Genomic DNA, 20,900 nt, shown 5'->3' with positions numbered 1-20,900 from the left:
CGCCCTATCACACCACGTCACACCGCTTCGTGGGAACGCTCCCACGGCTGCTCGCCGTACCGCTCGCCGTACCGCTCGCCGAGCGGGAGGCCACGCGAGCGGTACGGCGGGCGCCCGAAGGCCGGGCGCAGGCGGTACGGCGAACGCCCGAAGGCCGGGCGCAGGCGGTGCGGCGGGCAGCCGGAGACCGCGCACGCGGCCCGCGGATCAGCCGCGGGTGTCGGCGAGCAGCGGTTCCAGCACCAGGTCCGGGTGGTCACGCAGCACCCCGCGCATCCGCCACTCGTCGGTGAACAGCGCCAGCAGCGCCCCGTCGAGGGTCCGGGTGAAGACCTCCACGCCGCGCTGGCGGGCCAGGATCGGCGCGGACTCGGCGTCGGTGAGCCGGGCGAGGCTGAAGTCGAGCCGGTCCAGGGCGATCTCGGTGTTGAACTCCCCGGCCAGCCGGTGCTTGACCACGTCGAACTGCATGGGGCCGACCGCCGCGAGCACCGGCGACTGGTCGCCCCGGATCTCGGAGCGGAGCACCTGGACGACGCCCTCCCCCTCCATCTGCTCGATGCCCTTGCGGAACTGCTTGGAGCGGCTGGAGTCGCGGACCCGGGCGGTCCAGAAGTGCTCGGGCGCGAAGCTCGGGATCTTCGGGAACTCGACCGCGGGGCCCTCGTAGAGGGTGTCGCCGGGACGCAGCGCCGTGGCGTTGACCAGGCCGATCACGTCTCCGGGGAACGCCTCGTCGATCGTGGCGCGCTCCTGGCCGAAGACCGACTGGGCGTACTTGGTGGCGAACGGGCGCCCGGTCGCCGCGTGGGTCAGCACCATGCCGCGCTCGAAGCGGCCGGAGCAGACCCGGACGAAAGCGATCCGGTCGCGGTGCGAGGGGTCCATGTTGGCCTGGACCTTGAAGACCAGGCCGGCGAAGGGCTCCTCCAGCGGGCGCGGGTCGTCGTTCACGTCGGGACGGGGCGCGGGCGCGGGGGCGATGTCCACCATCGCGTCCAGCAGGCGGCCGACGCCGAAGTTGGACAGGGCCGCGCCGAACAGCACCGGGGTCGACTCGTGGGCCTCGAAGGCCTTCTGGTCGTGGTCGGAGCCGATCTCCGTGAGGAGGTCGGCCTCCTCCCTGGCCCGCTCCCAGTCTTCCCCGATCTCGGCGAGGGCCCGCTCGGGGGTGAGCTCGGTCTCGATGGCCTTGGTGGCGCCGCCCGGGGTCCGGGTGTAGCGGACGGCCTGGCCGCCGATCCGGTCGATCACCCCGTGGAAGAAGCCGCCGGTGCCGATGGGCCAGGTGATCGGGGTCGGGCGCAGGCCGGTCCGCTCCTCGATCTCGTCCAGCAGCTCCAGCGCCTCGCGGCCGGGGCGGTCCCACTTGTTGATGAACGTGATGACCGGGATGCGGCGGTGGCGGCAGACCTCGAACAGCTTCAGGGTCTGCGGCTCCATGCCCTTGGCGGCGTCCAGCAGCATGACCGCGCAGTCGACGGCGGCCAGCACCCGGTAGGTGTCCTCGGAGAAGTCGGCGTGGCCCGGCGTGTCGACGAGGTTGAAGACGTGGTCGCGGTACTCGAACCGGAGGGCGGCCGAGGTGATGGAGATGCCGCGGGCCTTCTCCATGTCCATCCAGTCGGAGGTCACGCCACGCCGGCCGGCCTTGCCGTGCACGGCGCCGGCCTCGGTGATGGCGGAGGCGTGCAGCGCCAGCGCCTCGGTCATGGTGGACTTTCCGGCGTCGGGATGGCTGATCACCGCGAACGTGCGGCGCCGGGACGCCTGCTGGGCGATCGCGGTCATCCTTCGTCTCCTTGCCGTACGGTGGAACTCGTCCGAGATGGTGGGCGGGGTGCCGCAACAGCTTACGCGTCACCACGCCCTTCAATTGATGTGGCAACACTTTCTCAGGCCGCTTGCGCCACCACGGCGCACAGTGGATCGTTGGAGATCTCGGTTCGCCGTGTCCGTATTGACTGTCCGAAAGCGACTGCTCGTGCAACTCGATGTTCCAGTTCGCAGGGTTCCCTCAGAGCGCAGGGTCCCGGTGGAGTGCAGATGATCACGCTCCGCTACGCGGCGGGTTCCGATGTCGGCAAGGTCCGCCAGGGCAACGAGGACGCCGCCTACGCCGGTGTCCGGCTGCTCGCCGTCGCCGACGGCATGGGCGGGCACGTCGGCGGGGAGGTCGCCAGCTCGGCCGCTGTCGCGGCCATCTCACCCCTGGACCACGAGCCCCCCTCCGATCTGGTCGCCGCCGCCGAGAGCGGGGTCCGCCGGGCCAACCAGCGGCTGCGGGAGCTGACCGAGCAGGATCCCAGTCTCACCGGGATGGGCACCACCCTGACGCTGATGCTCTGGGACGGCCCGCGCGTCGCGCTCGCCCACATCGGCGACTCCCGCGCCTACCTGCTGCGCAACGGCGACCTCTACCAGATCACCTACGACCACACGCTCGTCCAGACCCTGATGGACGACGGCCGGATCACCGCCGAGGAGGCCGCCCGGCATCCCCACCGGTCGATCCTGCTCCAGGTCCTGGACGGCAGCGACGGCGTCGAGGCCGACCTGTCGCTGCGGGACGCCGAGGTGGGAGACCGTTACCTGCTCTGCTCCGACGGCCTGTCCGGCGTGGTGGAGGCCGAGCAGCTCCGCCACGTGCTGGCCACGATCGACGATCTCGACACCGTGATCCGCACGCTCATCGATCTCGCCTGCGAGGGCGGCGGCCCGGACAACATCACCTGTGTCGTGGCCGACGTGGTCGACGAGCCGGACTCCGTCCAGAACACTCCCCTGATCGTCGGCTCGGCCGCCCCGTAGCACCCGCGCGCCCGTCCGCGCCCCGACGCCCCGCCCGCCCCGTCCCCGCCCGGGCGGCGATGCCGTGCGCCCTCCCACGCCGTTCCCCACGCGCGTCCGCGCCCTTACGCCTCCCCACGCGCGTCCGCCCCTCTCGCGGTTCCCCCCGCGCGTCCGCGCCCTCCTGTGCTCTCCCGCGCCCCCCTTCCACCCCTCCCGTCCCTCGCATATCCAGATTTTTCAGGCTTCGGGAACTATTTCTTTTACTCATTCTTTATCCGGGTGAAGCCACACGCTCGGGGGAGCAGGCGAGCACACCGGACAGGGAGATCTTCCGCATCGATGGGCCAGTTGGGCAGCTTCACCGAGACCGCGCTGTCGTTCCCGACCGTTCTGTTCACCTTCCCGCTGATCGTGGTGGTCGGTTACTGGCTGCTCGCCCTTCTCGGCGGCGCCGTGCTCGACGACGCGGCGGGCGACGGCGTCGCGGGTGACGACGCGATCGGCGACGCGGAGCTCTCGGGCGCGGCGGGTTTCCTGGCGGGCCTCGGGCTCGGCGGGGTGCCGGTCTCGGTGACCGTCTCGCTGCTGGTCGCCATCGCCTGGTTCGCCAGCCTCGCCGGGTCCGCCCTCATCACCGGCACGGCCGCCCTGGCCGCCGTGCCCGTCGCGGCGATCGGCTGCGCCTGGCTCGGCACCCGCCTGCTGACGCTGCCCCTGCGGCGCGTCGCGCGCAAGGAGCGCGCGCCGTCCCGCGCCGACTTCGTGGGCCGCACCTGCGTCATCCGCACGGGCCGGGTGGGAGGGGACTTCGGCCAGGCCGAGGTCACCGCTCCCGACGGGTCCTCCGCTCTCGTACAAGTCCGACAGACCGGCGACGACGTCTTCCTCGCCGGAAGCACCGCCCTGATCTTCGCCTACGACTCCGGCGGCGAATTCTTCTGGGTGATGCCGTACGACGCGGAACTCGACCCCCACCGTCCCATCTAGCCGAGGGAATCCATGGACGTCATCTCCACCGGCTTCGGCGTGCTCCTCGCCGTCGTCCTCCTCGTCGCCATCGCCATGGTGATCACGGTCACCCGCCTGTTCCGCAAGGTCGAACAGGGCAAGGCCCTGATCGTCTCCAAGGTCAACAAGGTCGACGTCACCTTCACCGGGGCGGTCGTCCTGCCCGTGCTCCACCGGGCGGAGGTCATGGACATCTCGGTGAAGACCATCGAGATCGAACGGTCCGGCCGCGAGGGCCTGATCTGCCGGGACAACATCCGGGCGGACATCAAGATCACGTTCTTCGTCCGGGTCAACAAGACCGCCGAGGACGTGGTGAAGGTCGCGCAGGCGATCGGCACCGCCCGGGCCAGCGACCAGGAGACGCTGCAGGAGCTGTTCAGCGCCAAGTTCTCCGAGGCGCTCAAGACCGTCGGAAAGCAGCTCGACTTCGTCGACCTCTACACCCAGCGCGACCACTTCCGCGACCAGATCATCCAGGTGATCGGCACCGACCTGAACGGCTACAGCCTCGAGGACGCGGCGATCGACTACCTGGAGCAGACCTCGCTGCTCTCCCTCGACAAGAACAACATCCTCGACGCCCAGGGCATCCGGAAGATCACCGAGCTGACCGCGATCGAGCACGTGCGGACCAACGACTTCCAGCGGCGCGAGGAGAAGGAGATCACCCGCCAGAACGTGGACGCCCGCGAGGCGATCCTCGAACTGCAGCGGCGCCAGACCGACGCGGAGATCAAGCAGAAGCGCGAGATCGAGACCATGCGGGCCCGCGAGGAGGCGGAGATCGCCCGGGTCCAGGCCGAGGAGCGGCTCAAGGCGCACGCCGCCGACCTGCGCACCCAGGAGCAGCTCGGCATCCAGCAGGAGAACCAGGCCCGCGAGATCGCCGTGGCGGCCAAGAACCGCGAGCGGGTCATCGCCATCGAGAGCGAGCGCATCGAGAAGGACCGCATGCTGGAGGTCATCTCCCGCGAGCGCGAGACCGAGCTGTCGCGCATCGCCAAGGACAAGGAGCTCGAGGGCGAGAAGCGCTCGATCGCCGAGGTGGTCCGGGAGCGCATCGCGGTCGAGAAGACCGTCGCCGAGCAGGAGGAGAGCATCAAGCGCCTGCGGGTGGTCGAGGAGGCCGAGCGGACCCGCCAGGCCGTGATCATCCAGGCCGAGGCGGAGTCCCAGGAGAACCTGGTCAAGGACATCAAGGCCGCCGAGGCCGCCGAGGCCGCCTCCAAGTACAAGGCGCGCGAGGCGCTGGTGATGGCCGAGTCGCGCCAGCAGGCCGCCGAGCTCGACGCCCGCGCCAAGATCCGCCTGGCCGAGGGCGTCCAGGCCGAGGCCGCCGCGGTCGGCCTGGCCGAGGTCCAGGTCGCCGAGCGCAACGCCGCCGCGATCGAGAAGGTCGGCCGCGCCGAGGCCGCGGTCGAGCGGGAGAAGGCGCTGGCCGCCGCGGAGGGCGAGCAGGCCAGGGCGCACGCCGTCGCCACCGCGATCCGCGAGAAGCTCAAGGCCGAGGCCGAGGGCGAGCGGGAGAAGGCGCTGGCCGCGGCCGCGACGATCGGCGAGAAGCTGAAGGCGGAGGCCGAGGGCCTGACCGAGAAGGCGGCGGCGCTGGCGGCGCTCGACGACGCGAGCCGCGGCCACGAGGAGTACCGCCTGCGGCTGGAGGCCGAGAAGGAGATCCGGCTCGCCGGCGTCACCTCCCAGGTCAAGCTCGCCGAGGCGCAGGCCGTGGTGCTGGCCGCCGGACTGGAGAAGGCCAACATCGACATCGTCGGCGGCGACAGCGTGTTCTTCGACAAGCTGGTCGGCTCGGTCACCCTGGGCAAGAGCCTGGACGGCTTCGTGGACAGCTCCGACGTGGCCCGCACGCTCGCCGGGCCGTACCTGGACGGGACGCAGAGCCTGCCCGCCGACCTGACCCGGGCGCTCGGCTCGCTGGGCAGCGGCGACGTGCGGGACCTGTCGCTCTCGGCCCTGCTGGTCAAGCTGATGAACGGCGGCGGCGCGGAGTCGCAGAAGCTGCGCGAACTGCTGAGCCCCGCGTCCACCGTGACGACCACGGCGCCCGCCATGACCCCCGTGGCGGCCGTGGACATCCTGGGCGACGGCGGTGCCCCGATCACCGCCGGCGGCTCCGTCGTCGACACGGTCCAGGAGTGACCCCAGACGTGACCAGCACGGACGTGACCACCGCAGAGACCGGGACGACCGGAACGACTGCGACGACCGGGACGACTGCGCCGGACGGGACGGAGCAGCGGCTGGACGGGGCGGGGCAGGGGCTGGACGCGGGCACCTACGAGGTGCTCCGCGCCCGGCTCGCCGAGCAGGCGGCGGAGCTGGCCCGGCGGGCCGAGACGCTCAACGCCCGCCGCCTGGAGGCGTTCGGCGGGACCGAGCTCCGCCTGATCGGCGCCGAGCGGATCCGCACCGAGAACAACTGCGTGCCCCGCGACATCGTGTCGATCGGCGACCTCATGCTGTTCGGCTACAACGTGTTCATCGGGCTGAAGCCGGAGACGACCGTCGAGGACGTCTTCTCCGCGCACCGCTTCAGCCGGGACGGCGACGCCTTCCGGTTCGAGCCCGCGCCGATGGTCCGGGACCCGCGGTTCGAGGAGGACTTCGCCGAGCTCTACCGCTACTACCGCGACACCCGGCTGCTGCAGCTGCGCCGCGTCGAGGGCAAGATGCTGGCCGTCTTCCGGACCGGCCCGCAGGACATCAGGGTGCTGCGCTGGCAGGTCGGCGCGGACGGCTCGCTGGCCTACATCGACGACCGGGGCGAGCGCGACCACGTGTTCCCGCCGTCCCACGACTTCGAGTGGACCGCGACCACCCGCGACGACCACGTCCTCGGGCGGCACCCGCACATCTCGATCCAGGGCGAGGTGTTCGTCGAGACCGTCGGCGGCGACCTCACCATCAAGATCGAGAACAACACCGAGACCGGAGAGGGCGTCTACCGCGAGCCGGTGGCCGAGCCGCTGCAGAGCCTCGCCGACGCCGAGGTGCTGCACGCCCGGGTCGGCCCGCTGATCCTGCTGCGCGTCCGGCCCTACAACGAGACCGGCTGGCGGCACCTGGTCTTCAACACCCGGACCAAGGACGTCGTGCGGCTGGACGGCATCGGCCAGGCCTGCCGGCGGCTCCCCGAGGACCAGGGGATCATCTTCCCCGGCGGCTACCACCTGTCCACCGGGGTGAGCAAGACCTTCGACACCGACGTCGCCGGCCTGGAGTTCGAGCGGGTCATCCGCTCGGCCAACGGCGAGGACGTGCTGTACGTGTTCCACGCCCGCTCCGACGGCCGGTCGCTGCTGCTGCCGTACAACGTGATCCGCAAGCAGGTCGCCACGCCGATCCCCTGCCACGGCTACTCGTTGTTCGACGACGGGACGCTGGTGGTGTTCCGGGCCGTCTCGGAGGAGCCCGCCCGGGTCCACCCGATGCAGGTGTGGCAGACGCCGTACACCTCCGACGTCTACGCCGCGGCCCAGCCGGTGGGGACCGGCCCGCTGGAGCGGATCGGCAACGCCGAGCTGGTGCGCGGGATCTCCGACTGCCTGTCGGTGACCGCGGCCGTCGAGGAGATGGCGCCCTCGGTCCCCGTCTTCGAGGCGTTGATCGCGGCCTGCGTCCGCGTGTCCGACCACTATCACTGGCTGGGCGAGCACGAGCTGAGCGGGCCGCTGGCCGACGTGCGGGCCACGGCCGAGCAGGTGCTGGAGGAGTTCGAGAAGGTCCAGTCGCTCACCGCCCAGGCGGCGGCCGCCCTGGAGGAGGCGGCGCAGGAGACCGCCTCCCTCGTACGGCGGGCGCGGGCCGCGGCGCCCCGCTCCGCCCAGGGGTGGGTGGACCGCCTCGCCGAGCTCCGCAGGGCGCGGGGACGCCTGGTGACCCTGCGCGAGCTGCGCTACGCGGACCTCGGTCGGATCGACCGGATCGACGCCGAGCTGGAGTCCGAGCTGACGGGCACGGCGCGGCGGGCCGTGGCCTTCCTCCAGGGCGAGGACGCCTTCGCCGGCTACCACGCCGAGATCGAGCGGCTGGTCGCCGAGGCCGGGGCCATCACCGCCACGGCCGGGGCCGGCCCGCTCGGCGAGCGGCTGGCCGGGCAGTCCCAGGGCCTGGAAGTCGTGATCGAGGTGGTCGGCACGCTCGACATCGCCGACGCGACCGTGCGCACCGCGATCCTGGAGCGGGTCGGCGCGGTGCTCGGCGGGATCAACCGGGCCCGGGCCACGCTGGAGGCGCGGCGGCGGGAACTGCTGGGCTCCGAGGGCCGCGCGGCCTTCGCCGCCGAGTTCGCCCTGCTGGGGCAGGCGATCACCGGGGCGCTGGCCGTGGCCGACACCCCCGAGCGGTGCGAGGAGCAGCTCGGCCGGCTGATGCTCCGGCTGGAGACACTGGAGTCGCGCTTCGCCGAGTTCGACGACTTCCTCGCCCGGCTCGCCTCCAAGCGGGAGGACGTCTACGAGGCGTTCTCCTCCCGCCGCCAGGCCCTGCTGGACGATCGGGCCCGCCGCGCCGACCGGCTGGCCTCCTCCGCGGCCCGGATCCTGGCGAGCGTGCGCCGCCGCCTGGCCTCGCTGGGCTCGCTCGACGAGGTCAACACCTACTTCGCCGCCGACCCGATGGTGGCCAAGCTGCGCTCCGTGGCCGGGGAGCTGCGCGCGCTGGGCGACCAGGTGCGCGCCGAGGAGCTGGACGGCCGGATCGCCGCGGCCCGGCAGGAGGCGGGCCGTGCCCTGCGCGACCGGCTCGACCTGTACGCCGACGGCGGCGAGACCATCCGGCTGGGCCGGCACCGGTTCGCGGTCACCACCCGGCCCGCCGATCTGACGCTGGTCCCGCACGGGGACGGGATGGCCTTCGCCGTCACCGGGACCGGCTACCGCTCCCCCGTCCGGGACCCCGATTTCGCGGCGACCAGGCCCTTCTGGACCCAGCTGCTGGTCTCGGAGTCGCCGGAGGTCTACCGCGGCGAGCACCTCGCCGCCTCGATCCTGGCCGCCGCCGAGGCCGGGACGCTGCTCCTGGGCGACAGGGCGATCTCGCTCACCGCGCTCCACGAGGCGGCGCCGGCCGGGGGGGAACTGCCGGAGATCGTCCGCGGGGTGGCGGAGACCCGCTACGACGAGGGCTACGAGCGCGGCGTCCACGACCACGACGCCGCGCTGATCCTCCGCGCCCTGCTCCGCCTGCACGCGGGGGCGGGCCTGCTGCGCTATCCCCCGTCCGCGCGGGCCGCCGCCCAGCTGTTCTGGGCGCACGGGACCGACGAGGCGGCCCGCGCGTCGTGGACCACGAAGGCGGCCTCGCTGGCGCGGGCGCGGTCCCTGTTCGGGCGGGTGGAGGCGGTCGGGGAGACCTGCCGGGCCCTGTCCCGCGCCGTCGGGTCCTTCGTGTCCGCGTTGCGCGGCGCGCCCGGATCGGACGGCGCGCCGGCGCCGTACGGCGAGGGCGATATCGAGCTCGCCGGGGAGTACCTGTTCGAGGAACTGGCCGGCGACCCGCCCGGATTCGTGACGAGCGTCGGGGCCAGGACGCTGCTCGACCGCTTCGAGCGGGCGCTGCGGAGCTCGCGGAGCTCGCGGGGCCCGGGGGCTCCGGGTCAGGAGTTCGAGAACGACCTGCGGGCCCTGGAGGGCGACCTGCCGGGGCGGCACCGGCTGGCCGAGGCGTGGCTGGGCGCGTTCGGGCGCTCGCCCGAGCTCCGCGAGCTCCGCGAGCTGCCCGAGGCGGTGGCCGTACGGCTGTGCGAGCTGCCCCGGCACGACTCGTCGGCCGCGCTGACCGCGACCGTCGAGGGCCTGCTCGGCACGCACCCGCGCATCGCCGGCGGCCGGCTCGCGATCCGCCTGGACGAGTTCCTCGCCAGGACCCGGGAGTTCGGGACCCGCCGGGCGCCGGCCTACCGGTCCTACCTGAAGCGGCGCGACGCCCTGGTCGCCGCCGAGCGCGAGCGGCTGCGCCTGGAGGAGTACCGGCCGAAGGTGATGAGCGCCTTCGTCCGCAACCAGCTCCTCGACGAGGTCTACCTCCCCCTCATCGGCGACAACCTGGCCAAGCAGCTGGGCGCGACCGGCGCGGCCGAGCGGACCGACCAGATGGGCCTGCTGCTGCTCATCTCACCGCCCGGCTACGGCAAGACGACGCTGATGGAGTACGTCGCCGACCGCCTCGGCCTGATGTTCGTGAAGGTGGACGGCCCGGCGCTGGGCCACAGGGTCACCTCGCTCGACCCGGCCGACGCCCCCGACGCGACCGCGCGCCAGGAGGTCGAGAAGATCAACTTCGCCCTGGAGATGGGCTCCAACGTGCTGCTGTACCTCGACGACATCCAGCACACCTCCCCCGAGCTGCTGCAGAAGTTCATCTCGCTGTGCGACGCCCAGCGCCGCGTGGAGGGCGTCTGGGAGGGCCGGGCCCGCACCTACGACCTGCGCGGCAAGCGCTTCGCGGTCTGCATGGCGGGCAATCCGTACACCGAGTCGGGCAGCCGGTTCCGCGTCCCCGACATGCTCGCCAACCGCGCCGACGTCTGGAACCTCGGCGACGTGCTCTCGGGCCGGGAGGAGCTGTTCGCGCTGAGCTACATCGACACGGCGCTGACCTCCAACCCGGTCCTCGCCCCGCTGTCCACCCGGGAGCGCGACGACGTACGCCTGCTGGTACGGCTCGCGCAGGGCGATCCCGCCGTCCGCGCCGACCGGCTCTCCCACCCGTACTCGCAGGTGGAGCTGGAGCAGGTCCTCGCAGTGCTGCGCAAGCTGCTCCGCGTCCAGCGGGTGGTGCTGACCGTCAACCGGGCCTACATCGCCTCGGCCGCCCAGTCCGACGCCGCCAGGACCGAGCCGCCGTTCCAGCTCCAGGGGTCCTACCGGAACATGACCAAGCTGGCCGCGCGGGTCGTGCCGGTGATGAACGACGACGAGCTGGAGGCCGTCATCGACGATCACTATCTCGGCGAGGCCCAGACCCTCACGTCCGGGACCGAGGCCAACCTGCTGAAGCTGGCCGAGCTGCGCGGCAGGCTCACCGCCGGGCAGGCCGAGCGGTGGGCGGAGGTGAAGGCCGCCTATGTGCGGGCCAGGGCGCTCGGCGGCGCCGAAGACGACCCGGTGACCCGGGCCGTCGGCGCGGTCGGCCTGCTGGCCGACCGGGTCGGCACCGCCATCGAGCAGGCCGCCGACCGCCTGTCCGGCATCCCGGAGAACGGCCGTCACCACCGGCTGCCCGCCCGGGAGGCCTGAGGACGGCCGCCGCCGGCCGTCCGCCCGGGACTCCTGAAGGCGGCCGTCAGGGGGTGAGCTTGCGCTCCGTCGCGGCGCCGACGACGAACCGCTCCGCGCCCGCGTCGTGCGCGCCGAAGTCGGCCACGATGCAGGTGATGTTGTCGGGGCCGCCGCCCCGGTTGGCCAGGTCGATCAGCCAGCGGGCGACCTCGTCGGGCTCGTCGATCTCGGTGAGGGTGTTGAAGAGGGTCTCCGGGCCGACGACGGCGGTCAGGCCGTCGGAGCAGATGAGGTAGCGGTCGCCCGGCTGGGCCTCGCGGAGGGTCAGGTCGAGCTCGCCGTCGCCGGTGCCCTCCAGCACGCGGAGGACCATCGACCGGCGCGGGTGCTCGGCCGCCTGCTCGGGGGTGATCCGCCCGTCGTCCACCAGCGACTGGACGAGGGTGTGGTCGTGAGTGATCTGGTAGAGGGCGCCGTCGCGCAGCATGTAGGCACGGGAGTCGCCGACGTGGGCCAGGGCGAACATGTCGCCGTCCCAGAGCATCGCGGTGAGGGTGGTGCCCATCCCGCGCAGCGCGGGCTCCCGCTCGGCCGTGTCGCGCAACGCCTGGTTGATGTCCTTGGCCAGGCCTTTCAGCGCGGCCTTGAGGTCGACACCGGTATTCGGAAGACTGTCGTCCAGCGCTGCCACGGCGGCGACGGCGAGCGAGCTGGCGATCTCGCCCCCGGCGTGGCCGCCCATGCCGTCGGCGACGGCGAGCAGGCGGGCGCTCGCGTAGCCCGAGTCCTCGTTCGCCTCACGGCGGACCCCGACGTCGGAGCGGGCGGCGTAGCGCAGTGCCAGTCCTTCGTTTTGTGCCATGAAGGCAGTAAAGCACTGGTTGAAGCACTTCACAAGCAAACGGGCTGTAGACCATTTCAGCACAGTCAACTACTGTGACCGAGTATGGAGGAGAGCCAGGAGATCACCGTGAACGCGGGCGACATCGCCCGGTTCGCCGATGTCGGCCGGGCGGCGGTGAGCAACTGGCGCCGCCGTCACGATGACTTCCCCCAGCCGATCGGCGGAACCGCCTCCAGCCCCCTCTTCTCCCTGTCCGAGGTCACCGCGTGGCTGCGCGGCAACGGCAAGTCCTTCGAAGTCTCCCTCGGCGACCTAGTCTGGCAGCGGATGCGGACCGCGGTCGACGACCTGCGCCTGGGCGAGTTGGTCGGACAGGTCGGCGTCTTCCTGCTCTCCCTCCACCGCGACCCCGAGAGCTGGCGCGAGCACGGCCCGCGGGTGCTCTCCGGCGACCGCCGCATCTGGCCCTCCCCCGTCGGGGACGGCTCCCGCTCCTCTGGCGACCGCGACGCGCCCTCCCTCGCCACACTGGTGGCGGCCACCACGGCCGACCTGCCGCGCGCGCCCGACCTCCGGCCGCACGACCCCGCGCTGCTCCGGCTGGTCTCCCGGCTGGCCCGGGAGAACGGGCCGCTGGACGCGTTCGAGTTCCTCTGCGCCCGCTACGTCGAGGTGCACTCCCGCCAGCTCTCGGTCACCAGGGACGACGTGGCCGCGCTCATGACGCGCCTGGCCGGCGGCGGCGCCGTGCTGGACCCCGCCTGCGGGGTCGGCACCCTCCTGCTGGGCGCGAACACCCCGCTCGGCCAGGAACTCAGTGAGACGAACGCCCTGCTCACCGCGGTGCGGCTGCTGCTGCGCGGGGCGCCGGCCCGGATCGTGGCCGGAGACTCGCTCCGTGAGGACGGCCTGGCCGGCGCCCTCGCCGACGCGGTGCTCTGCGACCCGCCGTTCAACGAGCGGGCCTGGGGCTACGACGAGCTGACCGGCGACTCCCGCTGGGAGTACGGCCTGCCGCCGCGCAGCGAGCCGGAGCTCGCCTGGGTGCAGCACTGCCTGGCCCACGTGCGGCCGGGCGGCCTGGTGGCGATCCTGATGCCCGCCGCGGCGGCCAGCCGCCGCCCCGGCAAGCGGATCCGGGGAAACCTGCTGCGGGCCGGGGCGCTCCGCGCGGTGATCTCCCTGGGACCGGGCGGCCCCGACCTGTGGCTGCTGCGCCGCCCGGCCGGCGAGCGGCCCCCGTCGCAGGTCCTGATGGTGGACGCCGGTGAGGACCTGTCGGTCGTGGAACCGGCCTGGCGCGCCTTCACCGCGGATCCCGAGGCCGAGCTGACCGGCGACAGCCGTACCGTGCGGATCATCGACCTGCTCGACGACGAGGTGGACCTCGCCACGGGGCGGCACCGCCCGCAGCAGGGCGGGATGGACTTCGCCCGCGACTTCACCGCCGCCCTCGACCGCTTCCGGGAGGCGTCGGCCGCGCTGCCGAAGTCCCCTCCGGAGCTGGAGACGCTGACCGAACGGCAGGAGCTGCCCACCACGACGGTCGGCGAGCTGGTCAAGGCGGGGCTGGTCACCATCCTGGCGGCCCCGTCGAAGCTGACCGCCGACTCCGGGCCCGTCCCGGTCCTGACGGCCGAGGACGCCGCCGCGGGAACGCCGCCCTCCGGCGGGACCGTTCCCGACCCGGCCCTGGTCATGGTCGGCCCGGGTGACATCGTGACCACCGTCCTGGGCGCGGTCCGGGTGGTCGCCGACTCCGTGGCCGAAGCCGGCGCCGCGCTCGGGCCGCAGCTCACCCTCTACCGGGTGGACCCGGAGCGGCTCGACCCGCACTTCCTCGCCGGGTTCCTCCGCTCCGCGGACTCCTCGCGCGTGCATTCCAGCTCCAGCCGGCTCGACGTGCGCCGGGCCCGGGTGCCGGTGCTGCCGGTGGCCGAGCAGCGGCGCTACGGCGAGGCGTTCCGGGAACTGGCCGCGATGGAGGACCGGTTGCGCGAGACGGCGGCACTGGGCGAGACCTTGATCCGGCTAGGCTTTGATGGACTGGCCGACGGCCATCTGAGACCGTGCGGCCAGGGGGGTTAGTGCCCACGGGTCCAGGGAGGGTCGATGGTCATCGGCGACCGCTACGTTCTCGACGACCTCCCTCTGGGGCAGGGCGGGATGGGCGCGGTCTACGCCGGTCATGACAAACACCTCGACCGCCGGGTGGCCGTCAAGATCATGCGCCTGCTCACCGGCCCCGACGAGGAGCTGGAGCGGCGCTTCATGCGCGAGGCCCGCATCCTGGCCCGGCTGGAGCACCCCGGCGCCCCGGTCCTGTACGACTTCGGCACCTTCGACCAGCGCCTGTTCCAGGTGATGCAGTTCATCGAGGGCGTCACCGTGGCCGACCTGGTCAGCGAGCACGGCCCGCTCCCGGTGCCGTGGGCCGCCGCGATCGCGGCCCAGGCCTGCGCGGTGCTCTCGGCCGCCCACGCGCTGTCCATCTACCACCGCGACCTCAAGCCGACCAACCTGATGCTCTGCCCCGACGGCAGCGTCAAGGTCCTGGACTTCGGCCTGGCGATGCTCCGGGAGGCCGACTCCACCCGGTTCACCCGGATCGGCCAGCTCCTGGGCACCCCGTCCTACATGGCGCCCGAGCAGATCCAGCGGGGCCTGGCCGGGCCGCGCAGCGACCTGTACGCCCTGGGCTGCATGATCCACGAGATGCTCACCGGCAGGCAGCTGTTCACCGGCCCCACCGAGTACGCCGTGTTCGAGCGGCAGGTGAAGGAGCGCCCGCCGCCGGTGCCCGGCGTCCCCGCCGAGCTGAACCGTCTCCTCGCCGACCTGCTGGAGAAGAATCCCGACCGGCGCCCCGCCGGGGTCGAGGCGCTCTACGAGCGCCTGCAGCCCTTCGCCGTGGACCTCCCCATGCTCCCCGGCTTCCTCACCCCGCCCTCGGTGCCCAGCCCGGGCCGGATGTACGCCCGCGTGGTCGGCCGCGTCCTCGCCTGAGCCCGCCGCCCGCCCTTCCCCGCCCGGAGCGGGAAAGGTCAGGGCAGATCCTGGCGGGAGGCGCCGACGCTGTTCTGCTCCTCGATCTGGTCGATCTGGCGGGCGGCCCACTCGGCCCACTCCCGCTGCATGACGGTGAAGCGCAGTCCCCATTCGAGGGCGATGCGGCCGTAGACCGCCAGGGGCGTGTTCCCCAGGTCGCCCTTCTCGGCGGCCGAGCGGATCTCCTCCAGGTCCTCACGGGCGCGGGCCGCCACCGTGCCCTGCTCCTGCAGGTATGCCCGGGCCTCCTCGGGCCGGACGACGCCGAGGAAGAACACCCGCAGCAGCATGTCGGTGCGGCGGAACGACTCGGGCTCGACCTCGATCAGCCAGCGGCGCAGCTCCGTCAGGCCCGCGTCGGTCAGCCCGTACTCCTTGCGGCCGCGCGGGCCTTCGGCCACGACCTCGATCAGCCCGGCGTCGGCCAGCCGGCCGAGTTCGCCGTAGAGCTGGCTCTGGGTGGCGGGCCAGACGTTGGCGAGCGAGACCTCGAAGACTTTCAGCAGGTCGTAGCCGCTGGCCGGGCCCTCGGTGAGGAGCCCGAGCACCGCGTGACGGAGGCTCATGAGGTCATCTTAGATTCCTCGATTGACATGTCATCAATGAACGTTCTACTTTTGACATGTCACAACTGGAATGTTGGGAGGGCTCATGACCCCCGCTTATCTGCAAGGGCACTTCGCACCCGTCCCCGACGAGATCAGCGTCGCCGACCTGTCGGTGACCGGCGAACTGCCCGCCGAACTGACCGGCCGCTACTTCCGCAACGGCCCCAACCCGCTGCCCGGCCAGGACCCCGGCCACTGGTTCCTGGGGCACGGCATGCTCCACGGCGTCCGGCTGCGCGAGGGCCGCGCCGAGTGGTACCGGAACCGGTGGACGAAGACCACCGCCTTCACCGACGACGCCCCGTTCATCTCCGACAAGGGCTTCGACCTGGCCGCCGTCAGCGCCAACACCCACGTGATCCGGCACTCCGGCCGGATCCTCGCCCTGGTCGAGAACGGCCTGCCGTACGAGATCAGCCCGGAGCTGGAGACCCTCGGCCCGCACGACTTCGGCGGCAGGCTCACCACCGCCATGACCGCGCACCCGAAGGAGGACCCCGCGACCGGGGAGCTGCTCTTCTTCGGGTACGGCTTCGCCCCGCCGTACCTCACCTACCACCGGCTGTCGGCGGACGGCGAGCTGGTCGAGAGCCGGGAGATCGAGGTCCCCGGGCCGACGATGATCCACGACTTCGCGATCACCGAGAACCACGTCGTCTGGCTGGACCTGCCGGTGGTCTTCGACCTGGAGACGGCCATGAGCGGCGCCATGCCGTACCGGTGGGACGAAGGCTACGGCGCGCGGCTCGGCGTCATGCGCCGCGACGGCGGCGACGGCGGGAAGGTGCGCTGGCACGAGATCGACCCGTGCTACGTCTTCCACGTCGGCAACGCCCACGAGGACGACGAGGGCCAGGTCGTGCTGGACGCGGTGCGCTACTCCGCCGGCTCGTTCCGGCGGATCTGGGGCGAGATCAGCGGGGATCTCGATCCGGCCGCCTCGGCCGCCGAGCTCGGCGGCGCGCCCCTGTACCGCTGGACCCTCGGCGCGACCGCCAAGGAGGAGCAGCTCGACGACCGGGACGTGGAGTTCCCCAGCCTCAACGGGGACCGCACCGGCCTGGCCAACCGCTACCTCTACGCGGTGACCGGCGACGCGATCGTCAAGTACGACACGGTCACGGGCTCCGGCCGGGTCAAGGAGACCGGCGGCACGACCGGGGAGGCCGTGTACGTGCCCGCGGAGGGCGCGCGGGCCGAGGACGACGGCTGGCTGATGTCCGTCGTCAGCGCCGGGGACGACTCGGAGCTGAAGGTGCTGGACGCCGCCTCCCTGGAGCAGGTGGCGGCGGTGCGGCTGCCGCGCCGGGTGCCCGCCGGCTTCCACGGCAACTGGTTCGGCGACGAGGGCTGACCGGCCTCTCTGGACCGGACTCTCAGCGGACTCCCCCGAGCGGACCGCGAGCGGACCTTCACGAGCGGATGGAGCGGCCCGTCAGGGGCGGGCCGCCGACAGGCCCGCGATGATGAGGTCCACGGCGACCTCGAAGGTGTCGTCGACGTCGGCGGCGCCTCCGGGGCCGTCCTGCTCGGCGAGGATCCCGGCGCACTCGGCGAAGACGAAGCCGGAGACGAAGGTGAACAGCGCCTTGCGGGTGTGGGCCAGCCGCTCCGGCGGGACCCCGGCGGCGACCAGGATCCGGTTGAGCACGTCCCACAGCAGGTAGTCGTGCTTGAGCGCCTCCGGGTGGGACTGCACGTACAGCCAGAGCGAGGGGTGCCGCTGCGCGATGGAGCGGTAGGCGTATCCCAGGGCGCGCAGCTGGTCCCGCCACGGGGTGCCGTCGTCGGCGGGCAGCCGGAGCCGGAGCGCCACCATGGAGCAGACCTGCTGCAGGAGCGCGGTCTTGCTGTCCACGTGGTGGTAGAGCGACATCGGGTTGACGTCGAGCTCGGCGGCGAGCTTGCGCATGGACAGGCTGTCCACCCCGCCCGCGTCGATCATCCGCAGGGCGGTCGCGCAGATCTCCTCAAGCGTCAGGGGCTCCCCCCTGCGCGCACTCACGGCCATACGCCGTATGGTAGCTACTGCCATACGGTGTATGGCCGGTGCCGTACGGAGGTCACCGGCCACGGGATGCGAGGAGTTCCCATGTCCGCGACTCGTTCCGTGCCCGCCCCGCGGGGCCTGCCCGTTCTCGGCAACACCCTGCAGATACCGGCCCACTCCCCCAACGAGTTCCTCGACGGGCTCGCCGCGGAGCACGAGGAGGGCGTCTACCAGCTGGAGATCCTCGGCCGCAGGGTGCTGTTCGTCTACGACCCCGACCTGGTCGCCGAGGTCTGCGACGAGACGCGCTTCTACAAGGGCATCGACCCGCCGCTGTCCATCGTCCGCGACTTCGGCGGCGACGGGCTGTTCACCGCCCGCGGCAACGAGCCGGTCTGGGGCCAGGCGCACCGCATCCTGATGCCCGCCTTCAGCCAGCGCTCCATGAAGGCGTACTTCCCGCAGATGCTGGAGGTGGCCCGGCAGCTCGTCGCGTCCTGGGAGCGCAGGCAGGGCGAGGACCTGCCCGTCTCCGACGACATGACCAGGCTCACCCTGGACACGATCTCGCTGACCGGCTTCGACTACCGGTTCGACTCCTTCGCCTCGCCCGAGCTCCACCCGTTCCTGCAGGCGATGGGGCGCGCCCTGACCGAGGCGATGCTCCGCAACCGGCGGCTCCCCCTGGTCACCAGGATGATGAAGAAGCAGGAGGCCGCCTACCGGGCCGACATCCGGGCCATGCAGGACCTGGTGGACGACGTCATCCGGCAGCGGCGCGCCGCGGGCGACACCTCGACCAGGGACCTGCTCGGCCTGATGCTGGGGGCCGCCGACCCGAAGACCGGACGGCGGCTGCCGGACGAGAACATCCGCAACCAGGTCCTGACCTTCCTGATCGCCGGACACGAGACCACCAGCGGCCTGCTCTCCTTCGCCCTGTACAACCTGCTGCGCAACCCGCACGTGCTCGCCCGCGCCTACGCCGAGGTCGACCGGCTGCTGCCCGGCGACGCCGCGCCCTCCTATGAGACGATCATGAAGCTGGACGTGATCCCCCGCGTCCTGGAGGAGACGCTGCGGATCTGGTCCCCCATCCCGGCCTTCGCCGTCAAACCCTTCGCGGACACCGAGATCGGCGGCTACCCGGTGCGCAAGGGGCAGACGACCGTCGTGCTCCTGCCCCCGCTGCACCGGCACCCGAAGGCGTGGCAGCGGCCCGGGGAGTTCGACATCGACCGCTGGCTCCCCGAGCGCAGGAAGGAGCACCACCCGGCGGCCTACAAGCCGTTCGGCAACGGCGAGCGCGCCTGCATCGGACGGCAGTTCGCGCTGACCGAGGCGCGTCTGGCCCTCGCGCTCGTCCTCCAGCGGTTCGCGATCTCCGACCCGGACGCCTACCGGATCAAGGTCAAGCAGACCCTCACCCTCAAGCCGGAGGGGTTCACGCTCCGGGTCCGGGAGCGCATGCCGTACGAGAGGAACGCCTCCGGAGAGACCGGGGCGGGCCGGACCGCCGACGAGCAGCCGGTGGAGATGGCCGTCACCGGGACCGGCCTCACCGTCGCCTACGGTTCCAACCTCGGCACCTGCGCCGACATCGCCGAGCGGCTGGCCGGGCGGGCCGGGCGGGCCGGGTTCGCCGTCACCCTGACGACCCTGGACGAGCTGGCCGCCGCCCCGCCCGCGAGCGGTCCCCTGGTGATCGTCGCCTCCAGCTACAACGGCAGGGCCCCCGACAACGCCCAGGCGTTCGACGCCCTGGAAGAGCTGCCGCCGCTGGACGGGGTACGGCTGGCGCTGCTGGGCTGCGGCGACACCCAGTGGCCCAGCTACCAGGAGTTCCCCCGGCGGGCCTTCGCCAAGCTCACCGGGGCGGGGGCCGTACCGCTGGTGGAGCGCGGGGAGGCCGACGCCGACGGCGACCTCGACGGCGACGTCACCGCCTGGACCTCGGCCCTGTGGGCGGCGCTGGCCGCCGAGTACGGCGCGGCTTCCGGAGGCGACGCAGGCGGCGGGCCGCGCTACGAGATGGAGATCCTCACCGAGGCCGACGTCCGGCCCGCCGTCGTCTCGGACCGGGCCGTCCCGCTGACCGTGATCGCCGGTGAGGAGCTGACCGGCGACCCGGCCGGACTCTGGGACTTCTCCCTGGAGGCGCCCCGCGCGGGCGTGCGCTCGATCACGGCGAGGCTGCCCGAGGGCGTCTCCTACACGGCCGGCGACCACCTGGCGGTCTTCGCCAAGAACGACCCGGAGCTGGTGGAGTGGGCGCTGCGCTGCCTGCGCGTCCCCCGCGACCGGGTGGTACGGCTGCGCGCCCGGGGCGCCACCCACCTGCCGACGGACACCCCGGTCACGGCCGGGCTGCTGCTGGCCGAGTTCGCCGAGCTGCAGGACGTGGCCACCCGCTCCGACCTGGAGACGCTCGCCGCGCACACCGAGTGCCCGTGGACCCGCGGGCAGCTCGCCGCACTCGACTACGCCGAGGAGATCCTGACCAAGCGGGTCTCCGTGCTCGCCCTGCTGGAGCGCTTCCCCGCGATCACGCTGCCGCTCCCGCTCTTCCTGGAGATGACGGGGCCGATCCGGCCGCGCTACTACTCGATCTCCTCCTCGCCGCTGGCCGATCCGGGGACGGTGCGGATCACCGTCGGGCTGGTGGAGGGCCCCGCCTGGTCCGGCGCCGGCGAGTACCGCGGCACGTGCTCGGCCTACCTGGCGGGCCTGGCGCCCGGCGAGGTGTTCTACGGCTACGTCCGCGTCCCGGCTCCCCCGTTCCGGCTGCCCGGCGACCCGGCCGTCCCGGTGATCCTCATCGGCCCCGGCACCGGCTTCGCCCCGCTCCGCGGCTTCCTGGAGGACCGGGCGCTGTCGGGGGCGAGCGGCCCGGCCGAGGTCTTCACCGGCTGCCGCCACCCCGGCCACGACTGGCTGTACCGGAGGGAGCTGGAGGGCTGGGAGCGCGACGGGGTCGCCCGGGTGCACACCGCGTTCTCCGCGGTCCCGGGGCACCGGTTCCGGTTCGTGCAGGACGCGGTGGCCGCCGAGGCCGACCGGGTGTGGGAGCTGCTGGAGCGCGGGGCGCACGTGTACGTGTGCGGGGACGGGCTGCGGATGGCGCCGGCCGTACGGCGCGCCCTGGCCGGGATCTACGAGAGCAGGACCGGCGGGGACGGCGAGGCGTGGCTGCGCGGGCTGGAGGCCGAGGGCCGCTACCAGCAGGACGTCTTCGCCTGAGCGCGCTCCCGTTCCGCCTGAGCACACCCTCGTTCGCCGGAGCACGCCCCCTTCGCCCGAGCGCGATCCCGCGGCCCGCGCGCCCTTCATAAGCCCGTTCTCGGGGCGTTCTAAGATGATTCTCACGC

Annotated in this window: 13 protein-coding genes; 8 read left to right on the top strand and 5 right to left on the bottom strand. The window is 72.6% G+C overall.

Features of this window, described 5'->3' with window-relative positions; translation table 11 throughout:
* Positions 1–17: 17 nt before the first annotated feature.
* On the bottom strand, positions 18–260 hold the full coding sequence (locus Plo01_RS05605) for a hypothetical protein (protein WP_203889411.1): 243 nt from the start codon (positions 258–260) through the stop codon (positions 18–20).
* Positions 208–1,791 (bottom strand): peptide chain release factor 3, encoded by a 1,584-nt coding sequence (locus Plo01_RS05600; RefSeq protein WP_203889410.1) that lies wholly within the window; start codon positions 1,789–1,791, stop codon positions 208–210. Before Plo01_RS05600 ends, Plo01_RS05605 begins: the two co-directional genes overlap by 53 nt.
* A 255-nt stretch (positions 1,792–2,046) precedes the next feature.
* Between Plo01_RS05600 and Plo01_RS05595 the strand changes: the two genes are divergently transcribed.
* From Plo01_RS05595 to Plo01_RS05580, 4 genes are all read left to right on the top strand, one after another.
* Complete coding sequence (locus tag Plo01_RS05595) at positions 2,047–2,811, top strand: PP2C family protein-serine/threonine phosphatase (protein ID WP_203889409.1); 765 nt, start codon at positions 2,047–2,049, stop codon at positions 2,809–2,811.
* Positions 2,812–3,132: 321 nt separating this feature from the next.
* Positions 3,133–3,780 (top strand): hypothetical protein, encoded by a 648-nt coding sequence (locus Plo01_RS05590; RefSeq protein WP_203889408.1) that lies wholly within the window; start codon positions 3,133–3,135, stop codon positions 3,778–3,780.
* Positions 3,781–3,792: 12 nt separating this feature from the next.
* Positions 3,793–5,961: a flotillin family protein gene (locus Plo01_RS05585; RefSeq protein ID WP_203889407.1), complete on the top strand. Its 2,169-nt coding sequence runs from the start codon at positions 3,793–3,795 to the stop codon at positions 5,959–5,961.
* A 101-nt stretch (positions 5,962–6,062) separates the two neighbouring features.
* Positions 6,063–11,060, top strand: a complete 4,998-nt coding sequence (locus Plo01_RS05580; protein WP_203889475.1) for a DNA repair ATPase — start codon at positions 6,063–6,065, stop codon at positions 11,058–11,060.
* Positions 11,061–11,106: 46 nt separating this feature from the next.
* Here the strand turns inward: Plo01_RS05580 and Plo01_RS05575 are convergent, their stop codons facing one another.
* Entirely contained in the window at positions 11,107–11,904 is a 798-nt protein-coding gene (locus Plo01_RS05575) for a PP2C family protein-serine/threonine phosphatase (RefSeq protein WP_203889406.1), read from the bottom strand.
* Positions 11,905–11,988: 84 nt separating this feature from the next.
* Here Plo01_RS05575 and Plo01_RS05570 point away from each other — a divergent pair, with 84 nt between their 5' ends.
* On the top strand, positions 11,989–13,974 hold the full coding sequence (locus tag Plo01_RS05570) for an N-6 DNA methylase (protein ID WP_203889405.1): 1,986 nt from the start codon (positions 11,989–11,991) through the stop codon (positions 13,972–13,974).
* Between the two features lie 24 nt (positions 13,975–13,998).
* Complete coding sequence (locus Plo01_RS05565) at positions 13,999–14,892, top strand: serine/threonine-protein kinase (RefSeq protein ID WP_203889404.1); 894 nt, start codon at positions 13,999–14,001, stop codon at positions 14,890–14,892.
* Between the two features lie 38 nt (positions 14,893–14,930).
* On the opposite strand, the gene Plo01_RS05560 is transcribed toward Plo01_RS05565, so the two are convergent.
* Positions 14,931–15,500 (bottom strand): PadR family transcriptional regulator, encoded by a 570-nt coding sequence (locus Plo01_RS05560; RefSeq protein ID WP_203889403.1) that lies wholly within the window; start codon positions 15,498–15,500, stop codon positions 14,931–14,933.
* An 85-nt stretch (positions 15,501–15,585) separates the two neighbouring features.
* Between Plo01_RS05560 and Plo01_RS05555 the strand changes: the two genes are divergently transcribed.
* Entirely contained in the window at positions 15,586–16,896 is a 1,311-nt protein-coding gene (locus Plo01_RS05555) for a carotenoid oxygenase family protein (protein ID WP_203889402.1), read from the top strand.
* Positions 16,897–16,977: 81 nt separating this feature from the next.
* On the opposite strand, the gene Plo01_RS05550 is transcribed toward Plo01_RS05555, so the two are convergent.
* Positions 16,978–17,553 (bottom strand): TetR/AcrR family transcriptional regulator, encoded by a 576-nt coding sequence (locus Plo01_RS05550; RefSeq protein ID WP_203889401.1) that lies wholly within the window; start codon positions 17,551–17,553, stop codon positions 16,978–16,980.
* An 81-nt stretch (positions 17,554–17,634) separates the two neighbouring features.
* Between Plo01_RS05550 and Plo01_RS05545 the strand changes: the two genes are divergently transcribed.
* Complete coding sequence (locus Plo01_RS05545; protein WP_203889400.1) at positions 17,635–20,772, top strand: bifunctional cytochrome P450/NADPH--P450 reductase; 3,138 nt, start codon at positions 17,635–17,637, stop codon at positions 20,770–20,772.
* The last annotated feature ends 128 nt before the right edge of the window (positions 20,773–20,900 follow it).

The sequence above is a fragment of the Planobispora longispora genome, assembly GCF_016863135.1.
Taxonomy (GTDB): Bacteria; Actinomycetota; Actinomycetes; order Streptosporangiales; family Streptosporangiaceae; genus Planobispora; species Planobispora longispora.
Note: the sequence above shows the minus strand (reverse complement) of the source record. Positions and strands in the feature narration are given on the sequence as shown.

Coding starts and splice junctions, on each gene's coding strand:
- Plo01_RS05600 (WP_203889410.1), bottom strand. CDS start 1,791: ATGACCGCGATCGCCCAGCAGGCGTCCCGGCGCCGCACGTTCGCGGTG.
- Plo01_RS05595 (WP_203889409.1), top strand. CDS start 2,047: ATGATCACGCTCCGCTACGCGGCGGGTTCCGATGTCGGCAAGGTCCGC.
- Plo01_RS05590 (WP_203889408.1), top strand. CDS start 3,133: ATGGGCCAGTTGGGCAGCTTCACCGAGACCGCGCTGTCGTTCCCGACC.
- Plo01_RS05585 (WP_203889407.1), top strand. CDS start 3,793: ATGGACGTCATCTCCACCGGCTTCGGCGTGCTCCTCGCCGTCGTCCTC.
- Plo01_RS05575 (WP_203889406.1), bottom strand. CDS start 11,904: ATGGCACAAAACGAAGGACTGGCACTGCGCTACGCCGCCCGCTCCGAC.
- Plo01_RS05570 (WP_203889405.1), top strand. CDS start 11,989: ATGGAGGAGAGCCAGGAGATCACCGTGAACGCGGGCGACATCGCCCGG.
- Plo01_RS05565 (WP_203889404.1), top strand. CDS start 13,999: ATGGTCATCGGCGACCGCTACGTTCTCGACGACCTCCCTCTGGGGCAG.
- Plo01_RS05560 (WP_203889403.1), bottom strand. CDS start 15,500: ATGAGCCTCCGTCACGCGGTGCTCGGGCTCCTCACCGAGGGCCCGGCC.
- Plo01_RS05555 (WP_203889402.1), top strand. CDS start 15,586: ATGACCCCCGCTTATCTGCAAGGGCACTTCGCACCCGTCCCCGACGAG.
- Plo01_RS05550 (WP_203889401.1), bottom strand. CDS start 17,553: ATGGCCGTGAGTGCGCGCAGGGGGGAGCCCCTGACGCTTGAGGAGATC.
- Plo01_RS05545 (WP_203889400.1), top strand. CDS start 17,635: ATGTCCGCGACTCGTTCCGTGCCCGCCCCGCGGGGCCTGCCCGTTCTC.